Genomic DNA, 14,202 nt, shown 5'->3' on the forward strand with positions numbered 1-14,202 from the left:
AGGCGCCAGTCGTAGTTGGTATTATAGAATGATATTGCTACGCCAAGATCCGGCGCTCCGCCCCTATTGGGTTAAGGATTGGAACACCTGTTCCAGCGATTTTTCTTCCTGCCGTAAGCCCAACAATACCCAGTCTTGCTGGGCCGCCAAGCGCGAAATGGCGCCGCGCTGATCGGTGCCGGCGGCAGCTCGGATGCGGTAGGTATTGCTACTTTCTACGTCCACACCCAGAATGCCGGGCAGTGCCAAAAGTAATTGCTGGTCAATGGGTTGCTCAAATTCGGCCCGAATGATAGTTTCGCCTGCCGCTCCTGCCGAAAGCGCGCTAACGGGACTGTCGGCAACTAGCTGGCCACGGTTGATGATCACCACCCGGCTGCACAAAGCGGCAACTTCGGGCAAAATGTGCGTGGAGAAAATAACGGTTTTGTCGCGGCCTAACTCCCGAATAAGATTCCGAATTTCCCCGATCTGGTTGGGGTCGAGGCCGGTGGTTGGCTCATCCAAGATCAGGACGCCGGGATCGTGAATCAAGGCTTGCGCGAGCCCAACCCGCTGGCGGTATCCCTTCGACAGGGCTCCGATTTGCTTGTTTTGCTCGCGGCCCAAGCCTACGCGCTCCACCATCTCGGCGACACGTTGCCGGCGGTAGTTGCCCTTCAGGCCGTGTACCGAACCTATAAACTCCAGATATTCATGCACATACATATCCAGATAGAGCGGATTGTGTTCGGGTAGATAGCCGACGCTGCGCCGCACTTCCAGGGGCTCCTGTAGCACGTCGTGGCCTGCTACGCGCACGGTGCCCACGCTCGGCGGCAAGTAGCCCGTCGCAATTTTCATCGTCGTGGACTTGCCGGCGCCGTTCGGACCCAGAAAGCCGAGAATTTCGCCTTTGCCCACCGTAAACGAGATGTCATTTACGGCTGCCTGCGCACCGAACGTTTTGGTAAGATGTTGAACTTCAACCATTTGCTATCCTTATAGAAACACTCCGTGGGACCTGCCTATTTCTTCGGCTGCAAAGGTCGCATTTCAATGTCCACAATGTGAAAGTTGAACGGCGTTTCCAGCGCATAAACGATGGTGGCCGCAATGTCTTCGGGTTGCATCATGTGTTCGTTAGCGTCGGTGCCGGGAATATCATCGAAGAAGTTGGTTTGGACCGACCCCGGATACAGGCACGTAACCTTGATGCCATCGTTGCGCACCTCCTTAAACAGCGATTGCGAAAAGCCACGCACCGCAAACTTCGTGGCGCAATAGCCGGCCATTTTCTCGATGCCCGTGGTGCCGGCGATAGACGACAGGTTGACGATATGCCCGATCTGCTGCTTGCGCATTTGGGGCAGCACAGCCTTGGTACAATAGAACATGCCGTGCACGTTCGTGTCGAACATCAGGTGCCAATCATCCGATGAGAAGCCATCGACAGGTCCTGCGATTCCTAGGCCGGCATTGTTAATCAGGGCATGAATTTCCTCACCCAGTTCGCGCGCGGTATTGGTATATGCTTCTTTAACAGCAACTTCACTGCGTACGTCGCACTCGAAAAACTGAAAACGCTCGTGTTGCAAGTCGTCGGGAGCAGTGCGGCCCCAGCCAGCAACCACGGCGCCGCGGGCCAACAATGCCTCGGCCGTAGCCCGTCCAATTCCTTTGCTGACGCCCGTCAGAATAATTACCTTACCGGTCAGGTCCATTGCGAAGTCGATGTCTCAGTTTGCTATTTGGCCGCAAGTTAACGGCGCCCCGCGGCTTTTACGTGTGACGATGCTGCTGGTAGCAGGGGCCGGGCTATTTTCCGCTTGCCAAAAAGACCACGCCGGCGATTGTTTCAAAAGCACCGGCCGCATCGTAACCGAGCGCCGCGCCCTCGCCCCTTTTCGCCAAATCGTGGCATATGACAACGTGGACGTGATTTTGGTACCCGATACCGAAACCTACGCCGAAGTAAGGGCGGGCAAAAACCTACAGGAAGACATCGAATTACAAGTCAAAGGCAATCAGCTAATTATTCACAATACCAGCCGCTGCAATTGGGTGCGGCGCTACAATACACCGCGCGAAGTCACGCTGCATACCCCTAAGCTCACCGACCTGTTTCTGTACGGCCAAGGCAACATACGCACGGCCAGCAACTTACGCGCCGATACGCTTTTCTGCCACTTGGTTGGTTCCGGCGACTACGATCTGGACGTGACCAGCCGCTACCTCTGGTTCGATATGTACGAGTTGGGCGACTTCGCTTTGCGGGGTCAGGCTGAAGAGGCGCACATCATTGTGGGGGGCAGCGGCACGCTCAACGCGCACAATCTCCCGATTCAGCGCTGTTACATTCAGCTCAACAAGCAAAGCAGCGGCGACGCCCACCTCACGGCCACCAGTCAGCTTATAGGTACCCACGCCGGCACCGGCACGCTCTACTACACCAGTGCCGCCAGCACCGACATCAAAATCTCAGGGACTGGGACAAGTGTTAAAAGTAATTAGAATATAAATATCTGTATATCAATTAGTTATATTTTAATTAGCTGAAGATAATCGTCTTATTATTGCTTACAAAAACCTTATCCGCCAGGACTAGCTTCAGCGCTTGCGCGAGCACAATCTTCTCCACGTCGCGGCCCGACTGCGCCATATCCTGCGCATTTTGGGTATGATTGACCTGAATCACATTCTGCGCAATGATGGGGCCTTCGTCCAGATCGCTGTTGACGAAGTGCGCAGTCGCCCCGATGATCTTGACCCCACGCTCGTAGGCCTGGCGATAGGGATTGGCCCCAATAAAAGCCGGCAGGAACGAATGATGAATGTTGATAATGCGCCCTGAAAACCGCTTCACAAAATCTGGGCTCAGCACGCGCATGTATTTCGCAAGCACCAGGTAATCAGGTTTATATTGATTTATGGTTTCCCTGATCTGAGCGTCGTGCTCCTCGCGCGTCTTGTGCTCGTGCGAGATGTAGTGGAACGGAATATTGAATTTTTCGGTAAGCGGCTGAAGCGTTGTGTAATTGCCAATCACCGCCCGAATGGTGGCGTTCAGGTCGTTGTACTGCTCGCGCAGCAATAAGTCGCCCAGGCAATGGTGCTCCTTGGTAACCAGAATTACGATGCTTTTTTTCTGGTGGGGCAATAGCTCCACAAACACCTGCTCGGGCAGGGCGCTGTGCAGTTCGCGCAGCACCTTTTCGCGGTCGATATCCCCCGAAACCTCCGCCCGCATAAAGAAATGGTTGTTTTCCTTATCGACGAATTCGCCGTTGCTGATGATATTCAACCCGTTCTGAAATACCACTTGGGTAATGGCATAAATCAGACCCTTGCGATCGGGGCAGTGAATAAGCAACGTATGATTGGTCATGTGCAATGCTGCCCCTGTTTAATTATCTATATATCACCAAGTTGCGGACGAATGATTAATTCTTCTATCACTGCCTGCGGCGATAAGGAATACGCGCTGAACACGGCTTCCGCCACGTCTTCGGACTTGATGAAGCGCTCGGCGGGTAAGTCTACGCCTTCCCAGCTGGCCGTAAGGGTAGCGCCAGGCAACACGGCCGTTACGCGAAGGTTATGCGGTTTGAGCTCTTCCCGCAGCGATTTGGTCATGCCGTAGAGGGCAAATTTGGCAATGCTGTACGAACCGCCATTGGGGTACGCCATGATGCTGGCGATGGAACACATGTTGAAAATATGGCCTTGGCGGCGGGCAATCATGGCCGGGAGCAGAGCCAGCGTCAGGTCGTAGGCGCTGTAGAGGTTCACGTCGATCATGGCACGCAGGGCCGATCCGTCGGCGGGCTCGTCCTGCAAGCGCGCCGGGATGAACAAGCCGGCGTTGTTGACCAGCACTTCCACCGGCAGGCCCACGCCGCGCGCAAAGTTGGCAAAGCGCTGGGTTTCTTCTTGGCGGCTCAAATCGGCAGCGAAAGTATGCAACACGGCGCCCGGAAATTCCTGTTGCACAGCGGTTGCAAGCGCAACTAAGTCGCTCTGCGAACGGGCGCAAGTGGCAACGGCAAAGCCGGCACGCAGAAAACGCTCCACAATAGCCCGCCCGATTCCCTTGGTGCCGCCTGTTACTACGATAAATTTTTGCATTCCTTTACTTCTTCAAGCCGTTTTTACGTAAGGAAACCCAACTGCCGCCTCGGCAGTAGGCTCGTCCGTACTTTACGACGCAAGTTTTCGCTTTTCCCCTTCTGTTTCGCTTTTTATGGTCAAAACCTTCGGCGAATTTCTGCTCTTCATGCAGAGTATGCTCACCCGAAAAGAGCGCTTTGCCACGCTCTGGAACCGTACCCTTGATGAGGCCATCCTTATCGGCATCGATTCCATTTTTATTGTTGCCATCGTCAGTGCCTTTATCGGAGCCGTGACGTGTGTGCAGATCGCCTACAACCTTACCAACCCGCTTATTCCAAAATCTACTATTGGATTCATGGTGCGCGAAATGACGATTCTGGAGCTCGCGCCCACTATCACCAGCATCGTGCTGGCCGGCAAAGTAGGTTCTAGCATCGCCGGTGGTCTGGGCACGATGCGCATCACGGAGCAAGTCTCGGCCCTAGAGGTAATGGGCATTAACTCAGCCTCTTACCTAGTGCTGCCGCGCATTGTGGCCGCCATGCTCATGTTTCCGCTGCTCGTGATTCTGGCGATGGTGCTGTCCATTGTGGGTGGTTACCTGGCGGGTACGCTTTCCGGCGCCATGTCGGCGCAAGAATACATCGAAGGCATTCGCACCGATTTTGTGCCTTACAACATCGCTTTCGCGCTTATCAAATCCGTAGTTTTTGCCTTCTTGGTTTCGGCAATCTCCTCTTTTAAAGGATATTACACCGAGGGCGGCGCTTTGGAAGTAGGTGCCGCGAGTACGGGTGCCGTTACCAATTCCATCATTGCCATTCTGCTGGCCGACTACGTGCTGGCGGCGGTGTTGCTGTAAAACATATCGTCAAATGACTCTGTTGATAACCTATTGACAATAAGATAGATATATCCTGTCAACACGAGCATTCAGCTATTACAAAGAGATGATCGAAGTTCATAACGTTCAGAAATCGTTCGACGGCAACCAGATTCTGAAAGGAATCACCTGCACCTTCGAGACCGGCAAGTGTAACCTGCTGCTGGGGGGCTCGGGCACCGGCAAAAGTGTGCTGTTACAATGCATTGTTGGCCTGATGCAGCCCGACATCGGCAGCATCACCTACGATGGTAAAGTCTTCACCAACAACAAAGTACAGATCAAGCAGGAGATTCGCCGCAAGATTGGAATGCTCTTCCAGGGCTCGGCACTTTTCGACTCGATGACGGTGTACGAGAACACCGAATTTCCGCTCAAGATGCTCACGCCCGAAATGACCAAGGAGGAGCGCCGCGATCGCGTTGAGTTCTGCCTGAAGCGCGTGGGCCTGGAAAATGCAGGCAACAAAATGCCTTCCGAAATCAGCGGCGGTATGAAGAAGCGCGTGGGCATTGCCCGCGCCATTGCGCCCAACTGTACCTACTTGTTCTGCGACGAACCCAACTCCGGTCTCGATCCACTTACCAGCATCAAGATTGACGAGCTGATTCACGAGATCACCCACGAGTACAACATCACTACCGTCATCATCACCCACGACATGAACTCAGTGGTGGAAATCGGCGAGCACATCATTTTCCTGCACAAAGGCCAGAAGCTCTGGGACGGCACTAAGGAAGAAATCCTTAATGCCCAAGTCCCTGAGCTGAAAGAGTTTATCTTCTCCAACAGCCTCGTGCGCGCTGCCAAGCGGGTGGACGAAGAAACGCACGGTGGCTTCGAATCTATTATTGTCGAGCAGCAATCTTAGTTGCTTTACCCTCATGTACAACAGCCTCATTATCAATGCGATAGCGAGGCTGTTGTTTTATTCATCAAGCCTACTCCCCTTGCTTCAGCAGTAAGTTGAGGTGGGCCAGATGATGCTGCCCATGCCAAGCATACAGCGCCAGCGCCTGATCGAGCGTAAAATCGCGCTGGCTGCCGGGGTGGAAAAACCGGCGTTGCCATTGCTCCTCGGTCAAGTGCCACAGCAGGTTAGTCCAGCGCGTGTGCAAGGCCTCCAGCAGCGCGAGCGACACGGTGATGGGCGTAGCATCTACATCGGGTAAGGTGGCCCAAGCGGCTTCGTCGTAGGGACATATCGTGGGCCTGTCTTCCGTAAGAGCCAACCGGAAGCGCGTGTAGCTGTTAATGTGCGAATCGGCAAGGTGATGGATTACCTGCCGGCCAGTCCAGCCGCCCGGCCGGTACGGCAGCAGCAACCGCTCGCCGCCTACATTTCGCGCCGCTGCCGTTAGTTGGGCCGGCAAATCGGCAATCTGCTTGATGAGGATCACCCGTTCTTCTGCCGGCAGAGGCTGCGCTGGGAGAGTTGGGTGGCCGATGGGATAGCTTAGGTTGGGCGTGGTGGTTTGCATACGGAGCCGCTTGGTAGTTTGGCTGGCAAGGTACGCGCTTTGGCAAAAACGGCGGCACAACAAAAAAAGCCACTTTCCACGGAAAGAGGCTTTTTTTGTTAACTATTTGATTAGCAAGAACTTAACCGTTACGCTTATTCAATTCATCCCGAATCTTGGCGGCTTTCTCGTAATCTTCTTTTTCGAGGGCCTGGGCCAACATTTTAGTCAGCTCATCCAGAGAAACCTGGCCGCTGGGCTCGCGGGGTGTTGGCGCGGGCGAGCTACCACCGTCGGTATCGTCGTCCTCGTCCTCATCGTCGTCGGCATCTTCATCGGTGTTCTCGTCGAGATCACTCAAGATGATACCAGCTTCGCTCAGCACGCTTTCCACTGTATAAATCGGGACCCCAAACCGCAGGCCAATGGCAATCGCGTCGGAAGGCCGGGCATCCAGCTCGAAAGTAGTAGCCCCGTCGGAGCACACGATTTTAGAATAGAAGACGCCTTCTTTCAAATCCGAAATCAGTACCTCCAGAATAGCTACGTGCACGTGCTCGGCAAACGACTTAAACAAATCGTGGGTGAGCGGACGGTTTGGGTTGATCTTTTCGATTTGGATGGCAATGCTTTGCGCCTCAAACATGCCAATAATGATAGGCAAGCGCCGGTTGCCGGTTTTTTCGCCCAAAATCAGGGCAAACGAACCGGATTGCGACTGGCTGGAAGAAAGGCCAAGAATTTCGAGCTGGATTTTTTTCAAGGGTCTTGGGGACTTCGGGTCTCTAGGATTGGGTTGCGACCTTATTACGTGCAAATAAAGCAAAGCTTTATGTTCGTAACAGGTCGGAAGAAAAAAAGACTTGGCAGGTTAGGGTCAGTTTCCGGCGAAACCCGGTTTCTACCTCCTCAAGCCTTACTTTCTACCCTAATTCCTTAACAGCTTGGGTTAGTTTCGGAAGTACGTCGAACACGTCGCCCACAATGCCGTAATCCGCTGCCTTAAAGAAAGGAGCTTCCGGGTCTTTGTTGATTACGACAATTACTTTCGACGAGTTGACACCTGCCAAGTGCTGAATTGCGCCCGAGATGCCGCACGCAATGTACAGATTCGGCGACACCGTAATGCCGGTCTGGCCTACGTGCTCGTGGTGAGGGCGCCAATCGACGTCGGAAACGGGCTTCGAGCAGGCAGTAGCCGCGCCCAAAGCTTTGGCCAAATCCTCGATCAGGTTCCAGTTTTCGGGGCCTTTCATGCCGCGTCCGCCGGATACTACTTTATCGGCTTCGGGCAACAGAATGCCACCGGCCTGGTCCTGCATTACCACTTGCTTAGGAGCATCGGCGAAGTCAGCGTCGCTGAGCTGGGCCGAAAACGATTCCACCGGCGCCGTTTGGCCGGCATTGTGCAGGGCCTCGATCGAGTTCTTCTTAACGGCAATGATCTTACGATCGCCGGACAGCACTACGTCGGCGAACGCCTTGCCGGAGTACGCACCGCGCTTTACCGTGAATTTGCCACCATCGGTCTTGGGCAGCTCTACCACGTTGGTGGCCAAGCTAGCCTTCAGCCGCACCGACAGGCGCGAGCCAACCGAAGCACCAATGTTGGAGTTAGCCAGCACAATTACCTGAGCCTGCTCCTTCTCGGCGGCCGCCGCGATGAGCTTGGTGTAGGCACCGTTTACAAAATCTTTCAAACGGGGCTCGGCATCGTATAATACTTTGCTGATGCCTTGCTCGCCTAAATGCGCGAGGTTGGCTTCGGTAGCCTCTCCTACTGCCACCGCCGTAGCGGTTGTGCCAAGCATTTGGGCCACTTGGCTTCCGTAAGAAGCCACTTCCAGCGAAGATTTTTTTACTTCGCCGTTATCACATTCAACTACTACTAGAACGGACATTCTTTGGAATTTAAAAGGGTAGCTGCCACGCGTCGAATCTATATAAGTAACTGACAATCAGAATCTTAGTATTCAACACGCAACATTTCTTAGATCACTTTCGCTTCGTTGCGCAGGAGCTTGATCAGCTCGCCGGCGTTTTCAGCGGGGATGAGCTTTACGCCTTGCTTTTTGGGCGGCAGGGCGTATTCGGCTACTTCGGTGCGGGCGGGTTCGCCTACGGCTTCTACCACCTTCAGGGGCTTGGTCCGGGCGGTCATGATGCCGCGCATGTTAGGAATGCGAGGCTCGCACATCGGCTGCTGGCACGAGGCCACGAAAGGCGTTTGCACTTCCACGATCTCTTTGCCACCTTCAATTTCGCGCTCCAGCGTAGCAGTGGTGCCGTTCATATCCAGCTTCATGGCCGGCGCTACGGTCGGGATGCCCAGCATCTCGCCTACCATGCCGTGCACCTGAAAGCCGTTGTAGTCGATGCTTTCTTTGCCCATCAGGATGACGTCATAGCCACCGTCTTTTGCAGCGTTTGCAATCTGTTCTGCCACAAAAAATGCATCCTTCGGGAAAGCATTTACCCGAATAGCGTCATCGGCGCCAATGGCCAAGGCTTTGCGGATGTTGGGCTCCGTGTCGGCTTCGCCCACGTTGAGCACCGTAACCGTTCCGCCACCCTGCTGCTCTTTCAGCTCGATGGCGCGGGTGAGGGCATATTCGTCCCAAGGGTTAATTACAAACTGAACTCCAGCCTTGTTAAACTCCTTGTTATCGGGCGTAAAGGTGATTTTGGTAGTCGTGTCGGGGACGTTGCTGATGCAAACAAGAAACTTCATCTAGGCTGCTTAATTGGACAGATAATACGGGAAAGCCCCTAATTTGGGGGCGAAGATACAGAAAACTCCCACCCTATGGAAACCGCACCCAGCCGTCTGCAACAACTCCTTGCCTTCTACGCCGACGATCCAAACGATGCCTTTACGATCTATGCATTGGCTACGGAATACCGCGCTACGGAGCCAGAAAAAGCGATGGAATTTTACCAGAAACTGCTGGACGAGCATCCGGATTACGTGGGCACTTACTACCACGCCGGGAAGCTACACGAGCAACTAGAGAATCCGGAAGAGGCCGAAAAGGTTTATCGGAAAGGGCTACAAATAAGCCGGCGGGCCGGGCAGATGCACGCAGCCAGCGAGTTGCAGCAAGCGCTTAATCAGCTATTGGGCCTTGACTTCGAAGACGAGTGAGCCTTGACGAAGAGCTCCCGGGCAACTTCCACCGCTTGGCGGGCATCGGCAGCATAGGCATCGGCGCCTACGGCCTTCCACAGCTCCGGGTCTTCGTTAAACGGCGCTCCCCCAACCATTACCTTCATGCGGGCGCATTCGGGGTACTTCTCTTTTTCCTGAATGAGTTCTCGAATGCCCACTACGTGATGCCCCATTGAAGCGCCAACCACCAACAAGTCAGCACGTTGCGCTATCATGGCCGGCCAAATGCTGTTGATGGGCGTACTGGCGCCCAAGAAATACGCGTCCCAGCCATCCCCTTCCAAAAAGTCGCTCACAATGCGCACCGGCATGCTATGCAGGTCGCCGGAGAGCGTAGTAGCCAACAACCGGCGCTGGGTTGGGCGGTTGTTCATCAGATAAGGATGCACCAGCGCCATTGCCAACTCGGTGGCGGCCGTGCAATAATGCTCCTGCGCCACCGAAATTGCGCCTTCGTGCCACAGGTTACCCACTTTGCGCTGGGTTTCCTGGAAAACATTCACGTATAGATCGCGCACATCCGTACCCCGCTTGGCTTCCTGCCGGATGAGCGTAAGCGCGTCGGTGCGGTTACCGGCCAGCAGCAGATTCAGGTACTTGGCTGCCAGCTCCCAATGCGGATTGACCAGCGGCTTAGGACTTACTGCCCGCGCCGATACGGGGACCGTCAGGTGCGTGATAGCCGAATTTAAATAGCTGGCCGTCAGGATGTAATCATTAATGGGCAGACGCTGGCTGAGCACTTGCTTCAGAGCCCCGAGCTGCGCGCGCAGTTCGGCGTCGCGCTCCACCGACGGCCCCGGCGACAAATGGCGCTCGTGTTCCAGATGGCCTTCTAATAGCGACTGGCTATCCATCAGTACCGAATCGGCCAGCGGGCGGCACAGGTGCTGAATGGACTGCCCCACATTGTACTCCTGGCGTGGCCGCGGCGGCCACACTCCGGCTTCGCTGGCATATTGCTCGTAAAGTCCGGCGGCGGTGACCGCTACTGTTGGTGCTTGGGCGTATAGCTGCTGAGCAATATGTTGCCGGCGAACGGGCGTTTTTGGCATTACTGACACGGAAAAAGCGGAGCAGCTTGGCTCCGGTTGAGCTTCATACGGCAAAATACCCAGGCTAGCCTAAACTCGCACAATTAGGCATCTTTGCCCCGCACACACCGGCCCGAGTACGAAAGAACTAGTTTACTAAAAACCAGACACTTCCCATGAAAATCCTTTTGGTCGAAGACGAGCCCAAAGTGTCGGCCTTTATTCGGCGCGGGCTCGAAGAAGAAAATTTTGAGGTGGAAGTAGCGTACGACGGGCACTTTGGCCGGCAACTGGCGTTATCACGAACGTACGACCTAGTTATTCTGGACGTGATTCTGCCCAACATAAGCGGTTTCGACGTCCTGAGCGCCATCCGAGCCCAGGATCAGCAAATCCCGGTTCTGATGCTTACGGCCCTGGGTACGACCACCGACAAGTTGCAGGGCTTCGACGGCGGCGCGGACGATTACTTAGTAAAACCCTTTGATTTTCAAGAGCTTCTGGCTCGCGTACGGGCCCTCACCCGACGCCGGGGCGGCGAAACCAAAGGAGCAGTGCTCACCTTAGCCGACCTCACCCTCGATACAGCCGCCAAAACCGTCACGCGCGGCGGCCAACCCATCAAGCTCACGGCGCGCGAGTTTGGCCTGCTCGAACTGTTTATGCGCCATAAGGGCCGCGTGCTGAGCCGGGCCGAAATCGCCGAGAACTCTTGGGAAGATGCCTTCGACTCCGGCTCCAACGTCATCGATGTGTACGTTAATTATCTGCGCAACAAGGTGGACAAGAGTTTCCCTAAAAAGCTGATTCACACTGTTGTAGGCATGGGGTACGTCATGCGGGAAGAAGAATAGAAGAACAAACGAGCAACATCCACAAACCGTTGATTATCATATGATTGCAATAAATATCGCTTCTAACGATCTCATTGCGAACACTTTATGACCATACGAAACCGCTTGACGTGGCTTTTTGTGGGCTTGGTAGGTGTCATTCTTTTTGGCGCCATTGCGGTGGTTTATATTCTGCAGGCGCACTACACCCACACCGAATTTCACCAACGCCTGCGCGACCGGGCGGAGGTAACGGGCTACGTGTTTCTGGAGCAGGACGAGCTGCGGGCCGAGGCCTTTCGGGAGTTTCAGCGCCGCTACCTGCGCACCCTTACGGGCGAAGTCCTGCAGATTTACGATGCGCAGCGGCGGCCACGCTTTATCGAAGAAGACGAACGCATCCGACTCTCCGACAGGATCTTAGCCCGCATTGTGGCGGAAAAGGAAGTGTACTTCGACATTGGAGCGCGGCAGGCCGTGGGCATTTTCTACGCCGACAACCAAGGCGAATACATCATTGTGGCCGCCGCCGAAAACAAAGCGGGTTTGGCCCGTTTGGAGCACTTGGCCACCATTCTGGCCGCAATTTTCGTGGGGAGCCTCATCGTGATTTACGTGGCCGGGCGCATTTTTGCGGGCCGCGCGCTGGCCCCCATTGCCGCCGTCAACGACCAAGTAGACCGCATTACGGCCCAGGATCTGCATCTGCGTGTGGATGAAGGCCTTAGCCACGAGCGCGACGAGATAGCTCGCCTCGCCCGCACTTTCAACCGCATGCTCCAGCGCCTAGAGGAAAGTTTCGAAGGCCAGCGCACGTTCGTCAGCAACGCGTCGCACGAGCTGCGCACACCACTCACGGCGACCATCGGTGAGATTCAAGTCTTGTTGGCACGCGACCGCGACGCTCCAGCGTACCGAGAAGCCCTAACCTCAGTGCTGGGTGAATTACAATCACTCAAGTCTCTCATCAACAATCTGTTGGAACTCAACCAGGCCAATGCGGGCGCGGCTACCGGCGATGAGATCCGGCTGGATGAACTGCTGTGGGAAGCCCGCGAAGCCATTGCGCCCGACCAGCGCCGCCGCGTTCAGATCACGATGGACAGTTTGCCGCCTAACCCCGACCAAATGGAAATTGCGGGCAACCGGCAGCTGCTGGGCCGTGCCTTTACCAACCTGCTCGACAATGCGCTGAAGTACTCAGACCAAGAGCCTGTGCAAGTGAACTTTAGCTTCCTGAACAACCACGTCACGATCCGGGTGAAGGACCACGGCATTGGCATTTCGGATAAGGCGTTGCCCAACATTTTCCAGCCGTTCTTCCGGGCCGACAACGCGCGCGGCGTGGTAGGCCACGGCGTAGGTTTGCCGCTGGCGCGCCGCATCATCGAACTGCACGGCGGGCAGTTGCACATCCATTCGCAGCTGCACAAGGGCACCGTTGCGGAAGTGATTTTTTAGTTTCGCAGGTGTTTCTACTGGTTAAGAACTGTAGTAATACACTGGGGCTTGTCCTAGATTCTCAATATACAATTATCTGACAATCAATATGCTATATAACGACAATCTCGTTCTAATCCGTTTCTAATGTGGCTCTAATGCCCCTCTAATATGCCGGCCGTAGCATTGCGTGGATAAACCGCTACGACTATGAACCGAATACTTTCTTTTGCCTCCGTTATTACTCTTTCACTTAGCGCAGGCTTGGTAAGTTGTTCGAAACAGACGGCCGAAAACCCAACTGCGCATACCCAACAATCGCCTTCAGCTCAGGATGTGGCGCTACTCGATACCGCAACCACAGCACCTGTTGAAAAACCCTTGGTGCTTTCCGGCCGCGTTGCCACCAACAGCAACACCAGCGCGTTGGTATATCCGCAGGTGGGCGGGGTGGTGCAGGAAGTGCGGGTTGGCTTGGGCGACAAAGTCACGAAGGGCCAGGTGCTGGCCGTGATCAAGAGCAGCGCCATCGTGGAGCTGCAACACCAGCATTCAGCTTCCCAAACCGACCTCGACATTGCCCGCAAAAACCTACAGGTGGCCGAATCGATGTTTGCCGACGGCTTGGCCTCGGAGCGGGACGTGACGCTGGCGCGCAAGGAGTTGCAGAAAGCCCAAAGCGGCTCTACCAAGTTCAGCAAGCAGATGACTGTGTACGGCGTGAGCAAAGATGGGCTGTACACCCTGCGCGCCCCGATCTCGGGCTTCATCACCGAGAAAAACGTCACCGACCATATGCAGTTTAACTTAGGCAACGTCACGAGCCTTTTTACCGTGTCCAATCTCGACGAGGTGTGGGTAATGGCCAACGTGTTTGAGGCAGACATTGCCAAAGTACAAGAAGGCCAGCAGGTTATGGTTAGCACCTTGGCTTATCCTAACCAGCAGTTCACGGGGCGTATCGACCAGGTTTCGCACATGCTCGATCCGGAAAGCAAAGTCATGAAAGTGCGCGTGCGGCTCGCCAACCCCGGCTACATGCTCAAGCCCGGGATGTATACCGAAGTCACCGTACCGCTTCACGAGCAAGAGTTTGCGATGGTGCGGCAGCAGGCCACTGACGCAACAGTAGTCCTGAATTAGCAAAGCGGCTCGAAGCGCTGCCGTAGAAAAGGAGAGGAAAATATTTTCCTCTCCTTTTCTGTTTTAAATCTTGCTCCATTTGCTTGAAACGGGCTTTTTTCAAAAAACAAAGCCCTCTAATGCGTTTCTAATGCACCTCTAATTTGGG

General features: G+C 54.8%; 16 protein-coding genes. 7 read left to right on the forward strand and 9 right to left on the reverse strand.

Features of this window, described 5'->3' with window-relative positions; all coding sequences use genetic code 11:
• Positions 1–63 precede the first annotated feature (63 nt).
• Together gldA and FHG12_RS00365 are read right to left on the reverse strand one after the other, a co-directional pair.
• Positions 64–972, reverse strand: a complete 909-nt coding sequence (gene gldA / locus FHG12_RS00360; RefSeq protein ID WP_139513523.1) for a gliding motility-associated ABC transporter ATP-binding subunit GldA — start codon at positions 970–972, stop codon at positions 64–66.
• A gap of 35 nt (positions 973–1,007) precedes the next feature.
• Entirely contained in the window at positions 1,008–1,703 is a 696-nt protein-coding gene (locus tag FHG12_RS00365) for an SDR family oxidoreductase (protein ID WP_139513524.1), read from the reverse strand.
• Positions 1,704–1,773: 70 nt separating this feature from the next.
• Here FHG12_RS00365 and FHG12_RS00370 point away from each other — a divergent pair, with 70 nt between their 5' ends.
• A complete protein-coding gene (locus FHG12_RS00370; RefSeq protein ID WP_165699256.1) occupies positions 1,774–2,493 on the forward strand; it encodes a GIN domain-containing protein in 720 nt (239 codons plus the stop codon).
• Positions 2,494–2,530: 37 nt separating this feature from the next.
• Here the strand turns inward: FHG12_RS00370 and purU are convergent, their stop codons facing one another.
• A complete protein-coding gene (gene purU / locus FHG12_RS00375) occupies positions 2,531–3,367 on the reverse strand; it encodes a formyltetrahydrofolate deformylase (RefSeq protein WP_139513526.1) in 837 nt (278 codons plus the stop codon).
• Between the two features lie 26 nt (positions 3,368–3,393).
• Positions 3,394–4,107, reverse strand: a complete 714-nt coding sequence (locus FHG12_RS00380; protein ID WP_139513527.1) for an SDR family oxidoreductase — start codon at positions 4,105–4,107, stop codon at positions 3,394–3,396.
• Positions 4,108–4,222: 115 nt separating this feature from the next.
• Here FHG12_RS00380 and FHG12_RS00385 point away from each other — a divergent pair, with 115 nt between their 5' ends.
• Together FHG12_RS00385 and FHG12_RS00390 are read left to right on the forward strand one after the other, a co-directional pair.
• Positions 4,223–4,954, forward strand: a complete 732-nt coding sequence (locus FHG12_RS00385; RefSeq protein ID WP_139513528.1) for an MlaE family ABC transporter permease — start codon at positions 4,223–4,225, stop codon at positions 4,952–4,954.
• 88 nt (positions 4,955–5,042) lie between these two features.
• On the forward strand, positions 5,043–5,846 hold the full coding sequence (locus tag FHG12_RS00390) for an ABC transporter ATP-binding protein (protein WP_139513529.1): 804 nt from the start codon (positions 5,043–5,045) through the stop codon (positions 5,844–5,846).
• A 70-nt stretch (positions 5,847–5,916) separates the two neighbouring features.
• Here the strand turns inward: FHG12_RS00390 and FHG12_RS00395 are convergent, their stop codons facing one another.
• From FHG12_RS00395 to FHG12_RS00410, 4 genes are all read right to left on the reverse strand, one after another.
• Positions 5,917–6,456, reverse strand: coding sequence for a YfiT family bacillithiol transferase (locus tag FHG12_RS00395; RefSeq protein WP_139513530.1), 540 nt, complete (start codon positions 6,454–6,456; stop codon positions 5,917–5,919).
• 121 nt (positions 6,457–6,577) lie between these two features.
• Positions 6,578–7,198 carry a bifunctional nuclease family protein gene (locus FHG12_RS00400; protein WP_139513531.1) on the reverse strand — a complete coding sequence of 207 codons (621 nt, stop codon included), beginning with the start codon at positions 7,196–7,198 and terminating at the stop codon, positions 6,578–6,580.
• Between the two features lie 160 nt (positions 7,199–7,358).
• Positions 7,359–8,336, reverse strand: coding sequence for an electron transfer flavoprotein subunit alpha/FixB family protein (locus FHG12_RS00405; protein WP_139513532.1), 978 nt, complete (start codon positions 8,334–8,336; stop codon positions 7,359–7,361).
• A gap of 89 nt (positions 8,337–8,425) precedes the next feature.
• Positions 8,426–9,166, reverse strand: coding sequence for an electron transfer flavoprotein subunit beta/FixA family protein (locus FHG12_RS00410; protein WP_139513533.1), 741 nt, complete (start codon positions 9,164–9,166; stop codon positions 8,426–8,428).
• A 75-nt stretch (positions 9,167–9,241) separates the two neighbouring features.
• Between FHG12_RS00410 and FHG12_RS00415 the strand changes: the two genes are divergently transcribed.
• The gene (locus tag FHG12_RS00415) at positions 9,242–9,580 is read left to right on the forward strand and encodes a tetratricopeptide repeat protein (RefSeq protein ID WP_139513534.1); all 339 of its coding nucleotides are present in this window, start codon (positions 9,242–9,244) and stop codon (positions 9,578–9,580) included.
• Here FHG12_RS00415 and FHG12_RS00420 read toward each other — a convergent pair.
• Positions 9,547–10,659 (reverse strand): cobalamin B12-binding domain-containing protein, encoded by a 1,113-nt coding sequence (locus FHG12_RS00420; protein WP_139513535.1) that lies wholly within the window; start codon positions 10,657–10,659, stop codon positions 9,547–9,549. The two genes, FHG12_RS00415 and FHG12_RS00420, sit on opposite strands and share 34 nt — an antisense overlap.
• Before the next feature lie 155 nt (positions 10,660–10,814).
• Between FHG12_RS00420 and FHG12_RS00425 the strand changes: the two genes are divergently transcribed.
• The 3 genes from FHG12_RS00425 to FHG12_RS00435 all read left to right on the forward strand — a co-directional run bounded on the left by FHG12_RS00425 (position 10,815) and on the right by FHG12_RS00435 (position 14,054).
• On the forward strand, positions 10,815–11,492 hold the full coding sequence (locus FHG12_RS00425; protein ID WP_139513536.1) for a response regulator transcription factor: 678 nt from the start codon (positions 10,815–10,817) through the stop codon (positions 11,490–11,492).
• 87 nt (positions 11,493–11,579) lie between these two features.
• A complete protein-coding gene (locus tag FHG12_RS00430) occupies positions 11,580–12,932 on the forward strand; it encodes a sensor histidine kinase (RefSeq protein ID WP_139513537.1) in 1,353 nt (450 codons plus the stop codon).
• 189 nt (positions 12,933–13,121) lie between these two features.
• Positions 13,122–14,054 carry an efflux RND transporter periplasmic adaptor subunit gene (locus FHG12_RS00435; RefSeq protein WP_139513538.1) on the forward strand — a complete coding sequence of 311 codons (933 nt, stop codon included), beginning with the start codon at positions 13,122–13,124 and terminating at the stop codon, positions 14,052–14,054.
• The last annotated feature ends 148 nt before the right edge of the window (positions 14,055–14,202 follow it).

This window comes from Hymenobacter jejuensis (assembly GCF_006337165.1).
Lineage (GTDB): Bacteria > Bacteroidota > Bacteroidia > Cytophagales > Hymenobacteraceae > Hymenobacter > Hymenobacter jejuensis.

Bases quoted from the DNA above. Each gene is read 5' to 3' on its own strand.
- FHG12_RS00390 (WP_139513529.1), top strand. From the start codon at position 5,043: ATGATCGAAGTTCATAACGTTCAGAAATCGTTCGACGGCAACCAGATT.
- FHG12_RS00430 (WP_139513537.1), top strand. From the start codon at position 11,580: ATGACCATACGAAACCGCTTGACGTGGCTTTTTGTGGGCTTGGTAGGT.
- gldA (WP_139513523.1), bottom strand. From the start codon at position 972: ATGGTTGAAGTTCAACATCTTACCAAAACGTTCGGTGCGCAGGCAGCC.
- FHG12_RS00380 (WP_139513527.1), bottom strand. From the start codon at position 4,107: ATGCAAAAATTTATCGTAGTAACAGGCGGCACCAAGGGAATCGGGCGG.
- FHG12_RS00435 (WP_139513538.1), top strand. From the start codon at position 13,122: ATGAACCGAATACTTTCTTTTGCCTCCGTTATTACTCTTTCACTTAGC.
- FHG12_RS00410 (WP_139513533.1), bottom strand. From the start codon at position 9,166: ATGAAGTTTCTTGTTTGCATCAGCAACGTCCCCGACACGACTACCAAA.
- FHG12_RS00365 (WP_139513524.1), bottom strand. From the start codon at position 1,703: ATGGACCTGACCGGTAAGGTAATTATTCTGACGGGCGTCAGCAAAGGA.
- FHG12_RS00405 (WP_139513532.1), bottom strand. From the start codon at position 8,336: ATGTCCGTTCTAGTAGTAGTTGAATGTGATAACGGCGAAGTAAAAAAA.
- FHG12_RS00370 (WP_165699256.1), top strand. From the start codon at position 1,774: ATGCTGCTGGTAGCAGGGGCCGGGCTATTTTCCGCTTGCCAAAAAGAC.
- FHG12_RS00385 (WP_139513528.1), top strand. From the start codon at position 4,223: ATGGTCAAAACCTTCGGCGAATTTCTGCTCTTCATGCAGAGTATGCTC.
- FHG12_RS00425 (WP_139513536.1), top strand. From the start codon at position 10,815: ATGAAAATCCTTTTGGTCGAAGACGAGCCCAAAGTGTCGGCCTTTATT.
- FHG12_RS00395 (WP_139513530.1), bottom strand. From the start codon at position 6,456: ATGCAAACCACCACGCCCAACCTAAGCTATCCCATCGGCCACCCAACT.
- purU (WP_139513526.1), bottom strand. From the start codon at position 3,367: ATGACCAATCATACGTTGCTTATTCACTGCCCCGATCGCAAGGGTCTG.
- FHG12_RS00415 (WP_139513534.1), top strand. From the start codon at position 9,242: ATGGAAACCGCACCCAGCCGTCTGCAACAACTCCTTGCCTTCTACGCC.
- FHG12_RS00420 (WP_139513535.1), bottom strand. From the start codon at position 10,659: ATGCCAAAAACGCCCGTTCGCCGGCAACATATTGCTCAGCAGCTATAC.